This window comes from Massilia aerilata, assembly GCF_042656905.1.
GTDB classification, from domain to species: domain Bacteria; phylum Pseudomonadota; class Gammaproteobacteria; order Burkholderiales; family Burkholderiaceae_D; genus Telluria; species Telluria aerilata.
Map to the genome: position 1 here is coordinate 324,564 of NZ_JBHSMZ010000024.1, position 16,068 is coordinate 340,631.

Genomic DNA, 16,068 nt, shown 5'->3' on the forward strand with positions numbered 1-16,068 from the left:
GTTGACCTACCTAGATGGTATGTTTCGATCTGATTCGTGATAGCAGCCTATAATATCAATACGCCGCGAGAAATAGGTCCCATGCGAAAATAACTGTTTTAGAGAAACGAGGTAGGCCATACGTGCAGAAATATGTACTTATGAAAATCAGCGCCTTGTTGAAACTGCCAGCTGCCAGAGATTTATGCATCCTTCTTTCATGACAAATTCTGTCTCCTCAGCCTCCGTCGGCAGCATATACAAAACATCGAGCGGCAGCTCGTTTGCTGCAACCCTCAATTCCGACTTCAGACGAGTTAAAGGTACGCCAGATGGGCCAACGATCAAGATATCATAATCACTGCCAACCGCAGATAGTGACGATCCAAACATGAAAGATTCGAACTCTGCGAGCGACCCACATGTTTGAAGAAGGTAGTAAGCTACCTCTCCTGCCGTCATCAACTGCTTTGCAAGAGCGTCTTCAGGTCCTCCCATTTCACCACCTTACATCCAAGTTGGCGACCTGCCTCGATCGCATTCTGAGTGGGATTTCCGCTAGGATTTATGTTCCACGCGATATCGACTGGGCCGCATCTGTACCAGAGCGTGCGAACTGCGTCGGCTGTCGGCTCATACTCCAGAATCATGCCTATCCTTAGAGTGCGTCCACTTGACAAACTTACATTAAGGACGCGATCAAACTCCCTGACAACATTCGTAATGCAGCGCAACTGTCGGATGAGCCGATAAGAAAAGACATACTCTTTATGCGCAGCAGTGTTTGCGTTGCCTACCGAAATAGCAGAGGAAAGTGTGCCAGCACTTCCCCAGCCTATAGTGTTGTCTTCTAAGTATCTAATCGCCCCACCTTCCCAGACACATTCTTTTCGATACCCGCACAGGAAATCCATATCAGGATATTCTTGGTGGTACTGCGTTGCCAATTCGGCGGTAATTGTATAGGCATTTGATATTACCGCAAGTACGTCAGGTTTATCATAGACGGTGATCTTGATAGCCTCACCGTGAACGTGCTCTGCCGATATAACTCCCCGAGCTTTTCGAACATTTAAAAGTGCATAGTTAACCTGCCAACTCATGCGAAGACCCGATCCATTTCTATGGGATAGCGAATTGCGCTGCCGACAACACCGCAAACGTGGCGTTCTGAAAGACCACGAACATGTTCTTGATAACGGGCGAACGTCTCCCGTTCTTGTTCCGTCATGTGATGTAGGTTCGCCTTCATGATGGCTTGGATACGAAAATGGTTGGGCAATATGACGCTTCGCATTCTTTGCGACCACGTCTTGGCCTTTTCAGATTCAGGATCGTACTCGAAGTTCGCCCCGTCCGAAGGAGCGAGTTCGTTCCAAACCGCTTTGTTTTCCGCCATAGCGGCCGCGATGGCCACTCTCACTTTGGCGCGCTCGTCATAAGAGAAAATCCCTTGCTTGTGCGCTAACGCCGCAAGATGATTGCTCTTCCATTCTAATAAGGTGCTCCGAGCATATCCGCCCGGATTCTTATCTACAATAGTATGGCATTTAGGGCACAACAAGATAAGGTTTTCAAATGAGTCAACCTCAAACTCTCCGGCGGGCCTTTCCTCGTGACGTGGCCCGGCTTGTCCATGTGGTACTACATGAGCCATTTCGGCTATATGCTTGTCTCCGCCCATTTCCGCAGGAAACAGGGATTGGAGGCAGTCGGGGCGTTGGCAATGCCCCGCAGCTTCTGAAAATAGACGCAGCTTCGTCTCTGTAGAAATATGTTTTCGCTCGGCCATAATTGTAAATTTGGTATTCGGTACAAATAATAATAGGTTATTAGGTACATCGAGCTGTCCTGCTGATCGGGGCCTAACCCATCTATCAAGGTTGGGCGCATCGCCCCCGAGTACAAATCACCTCTTGCGTCGCACCTTACAGTCGGGTTTCGTTTTGTGTCAATGTCCGTTTCGAGTCAGAAGCGACGCTAGAATACGTCCGTTTCAGCCTTCTTGAATGCATTTGACGGCTTGGCACATGATCGTATTTCCCTCGCAGAAAGTAAAAGGACTGGCTCGGCTCGAACGCCATGTTGCCGCAGTCCCGAAGGGAGGAGGACCAAAAGGTTGATCTCGAAGAGATTAACCTTTTAAGACGACAGTCTATCCTGCCTCCAAAACCAAACCCAAAAACTCTGCTTTCAACACGTAGAACCGATCCTAATGACGCTTGCATAAGTGCCAGCGCAATGCTGGGCTCGCTACCGACGGCACACTGCTATCTGCATCGCAGCCGAGCTAACTGAGCCGTGAAATCTCCTTCCCGGCAATGCGGCAACACCTGCGCGATACGGCCACACAGCTGCGATGCTTCTTTTCACGCTCACTATGGAGGCGTACATGGATCAGCAAACGGTCAATGTTGCGGTTGAACGCCGTGCGTCGAGCAATCGTGCGGACGTTCGGTTCCTCAGACTGAAGGAGGTGCTCGCCATCTGCGGCAAGTCGCGGAGTAGCGTCTACGACGCAATTAAGAAAGGGGACTTCCCGAAACCGGTGAAGCTCAGCGGTAGGTCGTCCGCCTGGATCAAAAGCGAAGTGGAACAGTGGGCAGTCGATTGCATTCGCGCCCGCCGACATGACTCAAGGCCTTGAGACACGAGTTATCGACCACAAACGGACGCGGTGCACGACGGGCAAGGCAAGCGCTATCGTATGTGCCACCAGCGGCTTAGCGACTGCAGGCTAGGCCGATCTCACTCATCAAGTGCAAGCAAACGTCGCAGCTTCACTATCACTTCATTCAGGCCCGGCGCCTCAAGCTTGCTTTTGGAGAGAAACGCGCGCCACTGCTGCTGCTTGATCGGACTCGCCACAAAAGTGCCGCTCAACCCCATCGGGACAACTGCAGGCACTTCGGAACGTCGGCGCGCGAACGTCGCCTGGACAGCTTGGCTTAGGACGGCGGCATCGATCTCGGCATAGGTCGCAAGAAACCACAGATCGAAGTAGTCCTTCATCCGCGTATTCGCCATACCGAGGCTGACGATCGCTTCATACTTCTCGGCGATCACGGTGTACACGGGATAAGCGCGCAACGAAGGTGCCGCGACATCGTCCAGAAGAGCCGGAAACTGCACGAGTTCCGGCGTCGGTGTGACGGCATCGCCATAGCCCACATCGATCTGCACCGAGCAGCGTGCATTATCCAGAGTCCCGACCAGAGTGACGCGCACGCCCTCGTAATTCGCCTCTTTGCGAATCGGCGCTGCCCGCACGCTTGCGTGATCGAAGAGGATGCCATCATCGGACGGCATCATGCAGACCTGCTGGAAGACCTCGATCAAGTGCTCGATATCCGAGGGACCAAACCCGAGGAGGTCGATGTCCCGGGTTGGACGATGCGGCTGGTCGAACCACAGGTCGAAGAGCAGCGCCCCCTTCAACAGGAACTGGTCGGCCCACGGCGACACGCTCAATCGGTACAGCAGGCGCTCGAGCGAATACCTCGTCAGCATCAGGTTGAAATCTGCCCTCTCCGCGCGTGCTCGGTTCAGCAGGCGTGCGCGGATGGATGCGGCGCGATTCGTCGCTTTCATGCTGCCCCTACCGCTTCCAGGTACGGACGCATGACATTCGCCACCCTGCAGATCTCGGCGTAGCGCCACAATTCATCCATCGTCGCGCGCTTGTCGTTCCAGGCTTCGCGCAGCGCTTCGAGGGCGACATCGAGACCGATCTTGTTTCGGTACTTGAAGCAGTCGGCAACCGTCTTCGCTACGCTAAACACGCGCACCTGCGTGCCAGTGACATCGACCGTCTCGACGCCTTCGGTCATCGACAACCCGGACATGCGGACGATACGCAACGGCGGATAGTCGAAGCGCGGCGCGTGGGCCTTGTGCGGGATGGCGAGCCACACGTCGGATGACTGCTGCGTGGTCAGGTCGTGGAAGCGCAGCGCCGACAGCAGGCATAGCACCCCATTTTCACTGCGCGCGGCCACTTCGGCGAAGCTGTCGTAGGTGGATGCTGCGCGATCAGGCAAAGAATACAAGCCGCGGCCAAGCTTAAGCAGCTTGCCTTCGTCGGTCAACGCCGCGAGCAGCGCCCGCGATGCGCCAGCGCTGTCCACGTCCCGTGTACGCAGCACGCCCTTGGATCGCGCCAGCTCAAGAATGATGTCGGCTTGGTGGTTCATTGCACCAGTCTATACAAAATCTAGGCAATTATCCATATTTGCCGATGTTTTGTTCCGAATCTGCACCGGCGTCATGCATTCTGGTCAGGAGTTCGTCATGACGAACGCTCGGGATTTCGTCGCGACGAAATTTATCCTTCTAATCCAGGTGCCACGCCACGCGCTAGATTTCGTCATGACGAAATTTTTGGTCCAATCAGCCGTAATGCCAGCCATCCCGTCATATCGAACAAAGCGAACCTGAACGGCCAGCGCGGGTCAAACCTGTGCCACGAGCTTCCGCAAACGAAAACCGCACCCATACCCTGAACGGCTGTGTATCCATGAATGTATCCATGTCACAGATGAGCTTGCCAAGAAAACCCAGCAGCGATACTGGTTCTAGCGGACTCGTCGATTCCGGCCGGAGGCACCAACAGCTTGTATCACCTTGTGTTATCGAATGCCGAAACCCGTTCTCCTCATAGAGGACACGGGTTTTTTGTTATGCCACGTAGTGCCGCCGAACCAACTCAAAAAATACTATTAAACGGTCAATATTGGCCATCTTGGATAGCGGCGTTCGATATTGTTTTCCACATCACTGAACACTCGGGTACGGGACCGGGAAATCTTCGAAAGAGAACGACGATTGTCTTTTTTATCTCTCGGCTGCATTGCTGTTGCCTGTGACGAGCAAATTTCAGCGCTTCCTCGAAATTCTCAGGATGCGTTGCATACCCAACCTTGTACTCGACCTCCCGCTTCGCCTCTAGTCTTAAACTGACCCGATAGCTGCAGTACGCGCCGCCCAACTCAAGTTGCGACATCGAGTTAAGCTCCGAGACTAAGTAAGGCTTGCAATCGAAGGCTCGGTCCGAGAAAGGTAGGTCTGCTTCCGAGGGTCCCTCATGGGCCTGAGCGATCTGAGCGCTTAGGGCGAGTATGACGAAGGTGACTACGGTTGCTTTCATTACTAGATCAGCCGCGGGCGACGATGCAGACATATACGTTGTCGCCATTGAAAAACTCTTTCTTCCATCTGCGCCACCCTTTGGTATCGGCATCCGAGCGTGTCGCTTCGCCAAGGAATAATATGCTGTGAAACTGGCAAAATACTATCTGACTGTCACTACCCCTTCCTTGAATAACAGAATTTGACTGTAGAACGCCCTAGTCAGCATCCTGGATTTCTGTGCCAACTTACGTGGAAACCTCACATTGGAAATCTGCCCGTGCCCGCTCTTGACGTGCAGTTGCCTGACTGTTGACCGCTACCAAATTTCTGCATTCCCAATTCTGCCACGATGCTCCGACACAAACAAAGGAGACACCATGGCGATCGACGTCTATCTGCAGATCGACGGCATCAAGGGCGAATCAGCCGACAGCCAGCATCCAGGCTGGATCGAATGCACTTCGGTCAACTGGAAGCTACATCAGCCAAGGAGCGCGACGTCGTCGACGGCCGGCGGGCACACAGCAGAACGTGCCGAACTCTCGGACGTAACTTTCACAAAGATGGCTGACATGGCCTCGCCAATCCTGGCCCAGCACTGCGCGATGGGCAGGACGATCCAGAAGGCAAAGTTCGAGTTTTTCCGGGCCGATGGCCAAGGTACCCGCGTCAAGTACTACGAAGTCGAGCTGGACAACGTCGTGGTGGGCGAAGTAGCCCAGTCGGTGTCGGGCGGGATCGGCATGGTGGACCACATCGGCCTCAAGTTCTCCAGGGTGAAATGGAAGTACACCCAGCAGAAGATCGCGGGCGGCGCCGGCGGCAACACTGCTGGCGGCTGGGATCTTGCCACCAACCGGGTCGCGTGACATGAGGGCCCTATCAATCGCGGGCCGCGCCCTCACCGCACTGGCCATGGTCCTCGCGGCTGCCTCGGTACCAGCATCGCAGGCTCAGGACGACGAACACCCCTTCATCATGCCCGGCACGCCGGCCAAGACTATTCCCGCCCCGTCGCCGTGGTTCACCGGCGCGCAGCTTCTACAGAAGCTTGAGCGGGGCAATGCCGCCACCGTCGAGTACCTCAAGGGCGTATTCGACGCCACCGAAAGCGGGCTGTGGTGCTACACGGATTACAAGCGCCGCCCAACGCCGAAGCAGTCGCCCGAGGCCATGCGAAAGGAGGCCGTCGAATTCCTGCGCGGACTACCGCGTGCACGCCTCAAGGGACGGGGCGCTGCGCTGGTAATCGAAATGTGGCAGATCAAGTGGCCCTGTCCGCCGGACGGCTGCTGCCCTGGAATGAGGGGGATGTAATGGTCCGACCGCCTTACATGGTGCTGCGCGCCCATTATCCCGATCCGTACAACGTCTCAGCGGAGGAACTTTGGCAGTGGATCGACCATCCGGAAAACGCGAAGAATCCTTATTGGGCTAACACCTGCGCCATACGCATGAGTCTTGCACTCGCCAGCGTCGGCGTATTCGTTCCGAACGCTTACCTGATAGTGGCAACCGGGAGGTACAAGGGTTGCCGCGTCGAGATCAAGCAGGAACTTCTGGCGAACCACCTGTGCGCGATATGGGGCGAGCCGGAGAAGTTTGGCGCAGCGCTGCGGAGAGAGCGGGTGGGCGACCGGCGCGGCGTGATCCGCTTCGTCGGCCTATGGGGACCGTACGACCCGCAGGGACACATCGATCTGGTTTGCCACGACGAGCATCATCGCCTTGCCTGCGAAGGTGGCCACGTCTATTGGCACGCGGTCGAATGCTGGTTCTGGGAATGCCCCTGATGTAGAGGCAGGTCGCTTAACCCTGCTGCTTTTCCCGCTCCACCAACGCAATACACACCCCGCTCGGATCGATGACCGAGAACTCGCGCGTGCCCCAGGGCTTCGAATCGAGAACCCCATTCGGATGCACGCAGCCGGCCTCGCCACAGCGCGCATACAGCGTATCGATACCGTCGACCTCGATCCGCAGGCTGGTCCAGTCGGCCAGGTGCTTGTCCTGGCTGGCGAACAGGTGCAGCTTGGCTTCTTCGCTGCCGACGATCGCGAACTGGGCCGGTTCGGCGTCGCGGTACAGCAGTTCGAAGCCGAAGGCACGCTGGTAGAAGGCGATGCCTTCTTCGACGTCGCGGGCGGGGATCATCGGAGACACAGCCAGGAAACGGGTCGACATCGGATCCTCATCGGGAAGCGCCGGACGAGATGCCGGCAGAGCGCCCACAATACCCGCGCGTTATCTGAAGGTCAACGCTTCGCTGGCACCCCATAATCGTCATACCGGTGCAAAATCCGCTGCAAGCTCCCATCGCGCTCCATGCTCTCCAGCGCCACGCCCATGCGCCCCGTCAGCTCGTCCGGCACGGCCTGGTTGCAAGCCAGGTAAACGCGGATATTGTTGAAAACCAGGACCGGCACGATCTTGCCCGCATAGCCCATGCGGTCGATCGTGGCGCTGCCGCGGCGGATGCTGGCGGCCCAGAGGTCGATGCGGTTCGCCATCAGCTTGCGCGGATTCAGCAGGTCGTTCGGCGCCGGATCGACGTCGAAGCCGCGCGCGCGTAGATACAGGTCGCGTGCATCGCCGTTGTAGGTGCCGATGCGGTAGCGGCGCGCATCGTCCAGGCTGTTCAGGCGCAGCTTGCGGTCGGCGCGCGCCATCAGGACCCAGTCCGCCTCGCCGATCGGGCCGACCCATTTGAACAGGGCTTCGCGTTCCGGCGTGCGGGTGGTGGAGAACACGCAGGTGTCCTGGCGCTCGAGCGCCGCGGTGTAGGCGCGCTTCCATGGCAGCAGCTCGATCGTGTGGGCGATGTGGGCGCGGACCATGATCTCGCGCACGGTGTCGGCGCCGATGCCGACCACGCGCTTCCCTTCCAGCATGCTGTGCGGCGCTGCGGCCTCGGTGGTGAGGTACAGGCGCGGCTCGGGCTGTGCCTGTGCCTGTGCCTGTGCAGCGGCGCAGCCGAGGGCAAGCATTGCGGCAACAATGATTGTGTTCATTCGCATAGCGCACCCAGTACCAAGGCTGCCAGACGGCAGCGACCTTGCATCCAGCATACCAGCAAGCTATAACGCGCGGCAATCCGTGCCATCTCGACAATTTTCGTCAAATTGGTGGCGCTCATGCGACAGCGTTTTGCATTCGGTCCAGCCAATCTGCTTGTGCGACAACATTTTCCTCTGGGAAAGTGACATACTTGCTTACCTGCCGACAAAAAACCGTCAATTCCATCAAATTTATGCTGTTTTCATTATTTAACGTGCCCGACGACCCATCCCTGCTCAGCTACGGGATGTATACGCCTGGCCTGGTGATCCTGTCGGTGCTGGTGGCGATCTTCGCCTCCTGGATGGCGCTGCTGATCGCCGGGCAGGCCGCCGTCAACCGCAGCCAGCGCTGGATCGTGCTCGGCAGCGGCAGCCTGGCGCTGGGCACGGGCGTGTGGGCCATGCACTTCATCGGCATGCTGGCCTTCGACCTCTGCACCGACGTCGACTACGACCCGGTCGCGACCATCATCTCGGGCGTGCCGAGCATCGCCGCCTCCTTCGTCGCGCTGTGGCTGATCGCGCGCGAGCGCCTGGGCGGCCGGGGCCTGCTGGCGGGCGGCGTGGTGGTCGGCGCCGGCATCGGCGTGATGCACTACGCCGGCATGGCGGGCATGCAGATGGGTCTCGAGCTGCACTACGACATCGCTACGTTCCTGCTGTCGATCGTGGTCGCGGTGGTGCTGGCGACGCTGGCGCTGTGGGTGCGCTTCGGCCTGAAGTCGCTGTCGCACCGCATGAGCGAAGGGCGCCGCATCTTCCTGGCGGCGATCGTGATGGGCTGCGCCATCGCCGGCATGCACTACACCGGCATGGAAGCGGCCCGTTTCGTCGGCAAGGCCGCCGTGCAGACGGCGCATAAGACACAATCGGACACCTTCCTGGCGCTGGCGATCACCCTGATCACGGTGGCCTTCGCCGTCTTCGTCCTCGGCGCCAACGGCCTGCTGCGCTACCGCCAGCTGTTCCAGGAACTGTCGCGCAGCGAAGCCTGGATGCGCGCCCTGCTGACCACCACCGTGGACGGCGTCATCACCGTGGCCGCCGACGGCACCATCCTCGAATTCAACGCCTCGGCCGAGCGCATCTACGGCTGGACGCGCGACGAGATCGTGGGCCGGCACATCCGCACCATCATCGGCGACCAGGAAGGCTCCACGCGCGCCGGCCTGCTGCGCGCCCTGGAAACCGGCGAGATCACGGCCGCCGCCAGGAGCGCCGACGTCAGCGGCCGCCGCAAGGACGGCAGCATCGTGCCGGTGCGCCGCGCGGTCGGCCATGCGCGCCTGGACGGCCAGGACCTGTTCGTCTGCTTCATCACCGACATCACCGAGCGCCGCGCGATGGAACAGGCGATGCGCGCCAGCGAGCAGCAGTTCCGTTCCCTGATCGGCAACATCCCCGGCATCTCCTACCGCAGCCTGCTGGAAGGCGACCGCCCGCTGGTCTTCATCAGCGACGCCGTCGAGCGCATCACCGGCTACCCGGGCAGCGACTTCGTGGCCCGCCAGCCCGGCGCCAAGGCGCGCCGTAGCTTCGACGGCCTGATTCACGCCGCCGACCGCGTGCAAGTCATGGAAGCCATCTCCGCGGCGCTGCGCGAAGACCGCCCCTACCTGGTCGAGTACCGCCTGCTGAACGCCGACGGCAGCGTGCGCTGGCTGTGGGAAAACGGCACCGGCGTGCGCAACGACGACGGCCAGCTGCAGTGGCTGGACGGCGTCATCCTCGACATCACCGAGCGCCGCGAGATGGAAGACGCGCTGCGCGAAGCGAAGGAAACCGCCGAGCAGGCCGCCGCCGCGCGCGCCAGCTTCGTGGCCAACATGAGCCACGAGATCCGCACGCCGATGAACTCGATCCTCGGCTTCACCGACGTGCTGCTGGACGGCGAGCTGGCGCCGGACCAGCGGCGCCACCTCGACACGATCCGCAGCGCCGGCCGCGCGCTGCTGCGCCTGCTGAACGAAATCCTCGACACCGCCAAGCTGGAAAAAGGCGCGGTCGAACTCGAACAGAACGACTACAACCTGCTGTCCCTGATCGACGAGCTGTCCTCGACCCTGGCGGCGAATGCGCGCGCCAAGGGCTTGCACGTCGACATCCACTACGACCCGGCGCTGCCAACCTGCCTGCGCGGCGACGAGCTGCGCGTGCGCCAGGTGCTGACCAACCTGCTCGACAACGCGATCAAGTTCACCGAAAAGGGCAGCGTCACCCTGCGCGCCGCGCTGCAGGGCGAGCAGCTGCATTTCGAGGTGAAGGACACCGGCATCGGCATCGCGCCGGCGCGCCTGCAGGCGATCTTCGATCCCTTCACCCAGGCCGACGCCTCGATGACGCGCCGCTTCGGCGGCACCGGCCTGGGCACCACGATCAGCAAGCAGCTGGTCGAGCTGATGGGCGGCCGCATCTGGGCCGAGAGCGAACCGGGCCAGGGCACGAGCTTCCACGTGGTGCTGCCGCTGGTGCTGGCGCGCTTTGCGCCGCAGCAGCCGCGGGTGCGCACCCCGGCCGCCCTGCCGCCGCTGCGCGTGCTGGTGGCGGACGACGTGCCGCAGAACCAGGAACTGCTGCAGCTGCTGCTGGCGCGCCGCGGCCACACCATGACCGCGGCCGTCGACGGCGCCCAGGTGGTCGAGCTGGCCGGACGCGAAGATTTCGACGTGATCCTGATGGACTTCCACATGCCGGTGATCGACGGCCTCTCCGCCTCGCGCCTGATCCGCCAGCAGGCGGAAAGCGCGGGCCGCAAGCGCGTGCCGATCATCGCAACCACCGCCAGCGTGCTGGCCGAGCACCGCCGCGCCAGCGTCGACGCCGGCATGGACGGCTTTGCCGGCAAGCCGGTCGACTGGTTCACGCTGTCGCACGAGATCGCGCGCGTGCTGGGCCTGGGCAGCCTTCATCCGGACCCGGACCTGCCGGCCCAGGAACGCATGGCGCTGAACCGCCAGGCCGGCGTGCGCCGCTGGAGCAGCAAGGAAAACGCCTGGCTGGAAGCGCTGGTGCATTTCGAGGCCCAGCACGCCAGCGTGGCGCAGGCATTGGCCGCGCAGGCCGCCCAGGCCGACTACCGTGCCATGCGCATGCTGGCCCATAAAGTGCGCGGCGTGGCCGCCAACCTCGGCCTGGAGCTGCTTGCCGATGCCCTCGGCAAGCTCGAAGGCCTGGTCGACGGCGACAGCGGCAAGCTCTATCCGGGCGCTGAAGGCACGCTGCTCGATACCCTGGCCCAGCTGCGCGTGCTGGTGGACGGCGCGCTGGCGGAGATCCGCGCGGCCCAGCCGGCCCCTGGCGCCAAGGCCGTGCAGGCCGTGCGCCCGGGCGTCGACCTGGAACGCGCCAAACGCGCCGGTGGCGTCCTGCGCGAAGCGCTGCGCCGCGGCGGCCTGGACGACGCCGCCTCGGCCGGCCTGGCGGCCGCGCTGACCGGCCATCCGCTGGCGGCGCGCGCGGCGCAAGTCCACGCGGCGATCGCCGATTTCGATTTTGACCTGGCCCTGCAACAGCTCGACGCCGTCCTGGCGGCCATCGACGACCTCGAACAAGAAACCACAGAATGAGCAATACGACCCTGCCGCTGATCCTCGCGGTCGACGACGAAGCAAGCAACCTGCAGCTGCTGCGCCAGATCCTGCAGGACCACTACCGCCTGCGTTTCGCCAAGGATGGCCCGCGCGCGCTCGAACTGGTGCGCGAGGAAGCGCCCGACCTGATCCTGCTGGACGTCATGATGCCGGGCATGAGCGGCTACGAAGTCTGCGCCGCGCTCAAGGCCGACCCGCGCACCGCCGGCATCCCGGTGATCTTCGTGACCGCCCTGACCGACACCGAGGACGAGCTGGAAGGCTTCGAGGCCGGCGCGGTCGACTACATCACCAAGCCGGTCAGTCCGCCCATCGTGCGTGCGCGCGTGCGCACCCACCTGTCGCTGGTGCGCATGGAAGCGCTGCGCGAATCGCGCCTGGAGATCGTCCAGCGCCTCGGCCTGGCGGCGGAATACAAGGACAACGAGACCGGCCTGCACGTGATCCGCATGAGCCATTTTTCGCGCATCCTCGGCCTGGCCGCCGGCATGACGGAAAGCGAAGCCGACGACCTGCTGCACGCGGCGCCGATGCACGACGTCGGCAAGATCGGCATCCCCGACCGCATCCTGCAGAAACCCGGGCCGCTCGATCCGGACGAATGGAAGATCATGCAGAGCCACGCCACCATCGGCGCCGAGATCATCGGCGACCACCCTGGCGGCATGCTGGCGCTGGCGCGCAACATCGCCCTCACCCACCACGAGAAGTGGGACGGCAGCGGCTACCCGAAAGGGCTGAAAGGGGAAGACATTCCGCTCGAAGGCCGGATCACCGCGATCGCGGACGTGTTCGACGCCCTGACCTCGGTGCGGCCATACAAGAAGGCGTGGACGGAAGAAGAAGCGCTGGAATTCCTGGTCAAGCAGAAAGGCCTGCATTTCGACCCGGCGCTGGTGGAGCTGTTCATTGCGCAGATGCCGGCGATCCGGGCGATCAGGGAGCGCTGGGCGGAGGATGCGCAGGAACTGAAAGCCGCATAAGGTCGTTCCCGCACCTCACAATCGTCATCCCCGCGAAGGCGGGGATCCAAGTTTGCAAGCGTTCACACAGCTCAAGCAGAACTTGGATTCCCGCCTTCGCGGGAATGACGTCAGCCCAAGCGCGTAGCCGGCGTCAACCCCACCTGCGCCCGCCGCGCCACCAGCTCCTGGTACAAGCCCGCATACCCATCCGCCATCTGCTCGGCCGTGAACAGCTGCCAGTAGCGCGCCTCGGCGCGGCGGCCCATTTCCCGGGCCATGGCCGGGTTGTCCCACAGGGTGCGCATCGCTTCACGTAAAGCTTCGTGGTCCGAGGGCGGCACCACCAGGCCGGTCTGGCGGTCGATGTTGATATAGGTGGTGCCGGTGCCGATCTCGCTCGAGATCATCGGCTTGCCGAACATCGCGCCTTCCAGCAGCGAGATGCCGAAGGCTTCCGAGCGCAGGTGCGAGGGGAAGGCCACCGCGTAGCACAGCTTGAGCAGCGCGACCTTGTCGAGCTCGTCCACCTTGCCGACGAACAGCACGTTCTTCAGGCCGAGGCGCTCGGCGTGGGCCTTCAGCTCCTGCTCGATCGGGCCGGCGCCGACGATCACCACCGGGTAGTCCGTGCCCGCCACCGCATCCAGCAGGATGTGCAGCCCCTTGTAATAACGCAGCACGCCCACGAACAGGAAGAACTTCGGCCCGACCTTTTGCCGCCACTGTTCCAGGCGCGCCTGGTCCGGTTCCGGATAGCTGGTTTTATCCAGGCCGAAGGTGATCACGCGGGTCTTGTCGCGGTAGCGGTCCAGCACCGTCGACGAGCCGAGGTAGTTGGGCGAAGTCGCGACGATCGCGTCGACGCTCTGCAGGAAGCGGTGCTGCAGCGGCTGGTAAAAGCGCAGCAGGGCCTTCTGGCGCACGATGTCCGAATGGTAGGTCACCACGCTGGGCTTGTTCACGCGCGCCATGAAGTGAGCCAGGTCCATGAAGGGCCAGGGGAAGTGGTAGTGCACGACGTCGGCATCGCGCGCCATGCGCGCCAGTGCCGAAATGGCCTGCACCGACACCGCGTTCGACGCCAGTTCGAAGTTCTGCGGCACCCGGTGCACCATGTGCCCCTCGAATTCGAAAGGCTGCAGGTCGGGCTTGCGCGACAGCGACAGGACCTGGTTGGTCACTCCCAGCCGCCCGGTCCCGACGCACATCTGGCGGATGACCTGTTCGATCCCGCCTACCGAGTCGGGATAATAGGTCTTGTAGAAGTGAAGGATACGCATGGCTTGATTAAATAAGTGAGCGGTAGACGGCAGCGGTCTGGCGCGCCGTCGCCTTCCAGGTCAGCTGGGCCGCGCGTGCGCGTCCGGCGGCGATGCAGCGGGCCCGCAGCGCCGGTTCGCGCACCAGCGCCAGCATGGCCGTTTGAATCGCCCCCACATCGAGCGGATCGACTTCCAGCGCCGCCCCGCCCGACACCTCGGGCAGCGAAGTCACATTCGAGGTCACCACCGGCACGCCCGAAGCAAAGGCCTCGAGCACGGGGATCCCGAAGCCTTCGTACAGCGAGGCGAACAGGAACACGCCGGCGCCGGCATACACGTGGCGCAGCTGGGCATGGTCCGTCAGGCGGTTCAGCCACAGCACGCCGGCGCCATCCTGGCTTGCCGCGGCGATGCGGCGCAGCAACGCTTCCGAGCGCGCGCCGGCATTGCCGACGATGACCAGCTGGCGTTCGTCGCGCACCGCCTGCGGCAGCGCCAGCCAGGCTTCCAGCATGCGCTCGACGTTCTTGCGCGGCTGCAGCGTGCCGACGAACAGGAAATAGCCCGGCCGCAATCCGTACGCCTCCATCGTCGCCGCGACCTCGCCCGGCGCCGGCGCTTCCAGCCATTCCTCGTCGACGCCGTTCGGCACCACCGAGATACGGCGCTCGTCGACGCCGAAACAGTCGACCAGTTCCTCGACCGCATACTGCGACACGGCGATCACGTGGTCGGCCTTCTGCGCCGCCTTGCGCTGCAGCCAGTTCTTCAGTCCGCGCAGGCGCGGGTTGCACCACTCGGGATGCTTGATCGGCAGCGCGTCGTGCAGGGTCGCCACCACCGGGCAGTCCATCCGCACCACGCGGTAATCGGTGGCGTGGAAGACCTCGGCCGGCATGTGGATGCGGTGCACGCCCGGCGTCAGCAAATCGACCAGGGTCGCGCGTCCGAAGGACTGCGGCAGCGCCGCGCCCTCGCTCGGCGGGGTCGCGCCATCCGGCCAGGACCAGGGCTGCACCTCGCAATCCGCTTGCGGCAGGTGGCGCAGCAGGGCCCGGGTATAGACCCCGATGCCGTCCAGCCGTCCGCCAGTGAAGCCCGGTTCGATCATGGTCGTTCCCAGGCCGACGCGCAATCCACTCACGCCGAATACATCCAGCGCAGCGTTTCCAGCAGCGGGGTCGGTTCGATCTTGCCGATGACCGCGGCCAGCCTGGCGTTGCTGCCGGTGAGCGTGAGCACTTCATTGGCGCGCACGAACGCCGGATTGACGTGCACTTCGATACGATAGCCGGCGATCTCGCTCATCATGTCGATCAGGCTTTCCAGCGTATGCGGCTGGCCCGAGCAGACGTTGAAGACCTGGCCGGCGGGCGCCTCGGCCAGCAGGCGGCGGTAGCTCTTCGCCACCATGCGCACGTCGGAAAAGTCGCGCGCGATCGCCAGGTTGCCCAGCTCGATGCGGCGCGCCTCCTTGCGGAAGTGCGACACGATCTTCGGCAGCAGGAAGTTCTCGGTCTGGCCGACGCCGGTGTAGTTGAATGGGCGCGCAATCGTGATCGGCAGCTTGTCCATCCACAGGCGCGCCATGGTCTCCATGGCCAGCTTGCTGACCGCGTAGTCGTTGGCCGGGTTCGGCGCCACGCTTTCGTCGATGACCGGCACGTCGGCATTGCCGTAGATATTGGCGGACGAGGCCAGCAGCACGCTGGACGGCTTGTGCGCGCTGGCCGCCAGCGCTTCCAGCAGGTTGCGGGTGCCGACCACGTTGACGCGGTACATCTGGTCGGCGTCGTTATGGGCCACGAAGGCGATCGCGGCCAGGTGCACGACCACGTCCGGCCGCACCTGTTCGATGGCGGCAGCGACCGCGGCGCGGTCGAGCAGGTCGACGGCGAAGATGTCGGGTCCGGTGGGCTCGCCCGGCAGCACGGTGCCGTGGACGTGGTAGCCGGCCTCGCTCAGCTCGCGCGCCATGTAGTAGCCGGTGAAGCCGCGCAGCCCGGTGATCAGGGCGCGCTTCCCTTCGCCTTCGCGCGGCTCGGTCAGGCGAACGATCTCTTCCGTGGCCATGCGGTTCATG

General features: G+C 62.2%; 15 protein-coding genes. 6 read left to right on the forward strand and 9 right to left on the reverse strand.

The window, feature by feature from the left end; genetic code table 11:
* Positions 1-440: 440 nt before the first annotated feature.
* Entirely contained in the window at positions 441-1,082 is a 642-nt protein-coding gene (locus ACFPO9_RS25000; RefSeq protein ID WP_379776430.1) for a hypothetical protein, read from the reverse strand.
* Positions 1,079-1,771: an HNH endonuclease gene (locus ACFPO9_RS25005; protein WP_379776433.1), complete on the reverse strand. Its 693-nt coding sequence runs from the start codon at positions 1,769-1,771 to the stop codon at positions 1,079-1,081. The genes ACFPO9_RS25000 and ACFPO9_RS25005 overlap by 4 nt, the downstream gene beginning before the upstream one ends.
* 600 nt (positions 1,772-2,371) lie before the next feature.
* Between ACFPO9_RS25005 and ACFPO9_RS25010 the strand changes: the two genes are divergently transcribed.
* On the forward strand, positions 2,372-2,626 hold the full coding sequence (locus ACFPO9_RS25010; protein WP_379776436.1) for a helix-turn-helix transcriptional regulator: 255 nt from the start codon (positions 2,372-2,374) through the stop codon (positions 2,624-2,626).
* 101 nt (positions 2,627-2,727) lie between these two features.
* Here ACFPO9_RS25010 and ACFPO9_RS25015 read toward each other — a convergent pair whose 3' ends face one another.
* Together ACFPO9_RS25015 and ACFPO9_RS25020 are read right to left on the reverse strand one after the other, a co-directional pair.
* On the reverse strand, positions 2,728-3,570 hold the full coding sequence (locus tag ACFPO9_RS25015; protein ID WP_379776439.1) for a nucleotidyl transferase AbiEii/AbiGii toxin family protein: 843 nt from the start codon (positions 3,568-3,570) through the stop codon (positions 2,728-2,730).
* Entirely contained in the window at positions 3,567-4,172 is a 606-nt protein-coding gene (locus tag ACFPO9_RS25020; protein WP_379776441.1) for a type IV toxin-antitoxin system AbiEi family antitoxin domain-containing protein, read from the reverse strand. The genes ACFPO9_RS25015 and ACFPO9_RS25020 overlap by 4 nt, the downstream gene beginning before the upstream one ends.
* A 1,314-nt stretch (positions 4,173-5,486) precedes the next feature.
* Here ACFPO9_RS25020 and ACFPO9_RS25025 point away from each other — a divergent pair.
* The 3 genes from ACFPO9_RS25025 to ACFPO9_RS25035 are packed head-to-tail and all read left to right on the forward strand — an operon-like array spanning position 5,487 to position 6,902.
* Entirely contained in the window at positions 5,487-5,978 is a 492-nt protein-coding gene (locus tag ACFPO9_RS25025; protein ID WP_379776444.1) for an Hcp family type VI secretion system effector, read from the forward strand.
* 46 nt (positions 5,979-6,024) lie between these two features.
* Positions 6,025-6,426 carry a Rap1a/Tai family immunity protein gene (locus ACFPO9_RS25030; protein WP_379776447.1) on the forward strand — a complete coding sequence of 134 codons (402 nt, stop codon included), beginning with the start codon at positions 6,025-6,027 and terminating at the stop codon, positions 6,424-6,426.
* 17 nt (positions 6,427-6,443) lie between these two features.
* A complete protein-coding gene (locus tag ACFPO9_RS25035) occupies positions 6,444-6,902 on the forward strand; it encodes a T6SS effector amidase Tae4 family protein (RefSeq protein ID WP_379776450.1) in 459 nt (152 codons plus the stop codon).
* Positions 6,903-6,918: 16 nt separating this feature from the next.
* On the opposite strand, the gene ACFPO9_RS25040 is transcribed toward ACFPO9_RS25035, so the two are convergent.
* Together ACFPO9_RS25040 and ACFPO9_RS25045 are read right to left on the reverse strand one after the other, a co-directional pair.
* On the reverse strand, positions 6,919-7,293 hold the full coding sequence (locus ACFPO9_RS25040) for a VOC family protein (protein WP_379776453.1): 375 nt from the start codon (positions 7,291-7,293) through the stop codon (positions 6,919-6,921).
* 71 nt (positions 7,294-7,364) lie between these two features.
* The gene (locus tag ACFPO9_RS25045; RefSeq protein WP_379776456.1) at positions 7,365-8,120 is read right to left on the reverse strand and encodes a substrate-binding periplasmic protein; all 756 of its coding nucleotides are present in this window, start codon (positions 8,118-8,120) and stop codon (positions 7,365-7,367) included.
* 239 nt (positions 8,121-8,359) lie between these two features.
* Here ACFPO9_RS25045 and ACFPO9_RS25050 point away from each other — a divergent pair, with 239 nt between their 5' ends.
* Both ACFPO9_RS25050 and ACFPO9_RS25055 read left to right on the forward strand, forming a co-directional pair.
* Positions 8,360-11,734, forward strand: coding sequence for an MHYT domain-containing protein (locus ACFPO9_RS25050; RefSeq protein ID WP_379776458.1), 3,375 nt, complete (start codon positions 8,360-8,362; stop codon positions 11,732-11,734).
* Positions 11,731-12,741: a response regulator gene (locus ACFPO9_RS25055; protein ID WP_379776460.1), complete on the forward strand. Its 1,011-nt coding sequence runs from the start codon at positions 11,731-11,733 to the stop codon at positions 12,739-12,741. Before ACFPO9_RS25050 ends, ACFPO9_RS25055 begins: the two co-directional genes overlap by 4 nt.
* A 110-nt stretch (positions 12,742-12,851) precedes the next feature.
* On the opposite strand, the gene ACFPO9_RS25060 is transcribed toward ACFPO9_RS25055, so the two are convergent.
* From ACFPO9_RS25060 to ACFPO9_RS25070, 3 genes are read right to left on the reverse strand one after another with little or no spacing between them, the layout of a single operon-like run.
* On the reverse strand, positions 12,852-14,003 hold the full coding sequence (locus ACFPO9_RS25060) for a glycosyltransferase family 4 protein (protein ID WP_379776462.1): 1,152 nt from the start codon (positions 14,001-14,003) through the stop codon (positions 12,852-12,854).
* 7 nt (positions 14,004-14,010) lie between these two features.
* Positions 14,011-15,129, reverse strand: a complete 1,119-nt coding sequence (locus tag ACFPO9_RS25065) for a glycosyltransferase family 4 protein (RefSeq protein ID WP_379776465.1) — start codon at positions 15,127-15,129, stop codon at positions 14,011-14,013.
* Positions 15,126-16,067 carry a GDP-mannose 4,6-dehydratase gene (locus tag ACFPO9_RS25070; protein WP_379776469.1) on the reverse strand — a complete coding sequence of 314 codons (942 nt, stop codon included), beginning with the start codon at positions 16,065-16,067 and terminating at the stop codon, positions 15,126-15,128. Before ACFPO9_RS25070 ends, ACFPO9_RS25065 begins: the two co-directional genes overlap by 4 nt.
* Position 16,068 lies beyond the last annotated feature (1 nt).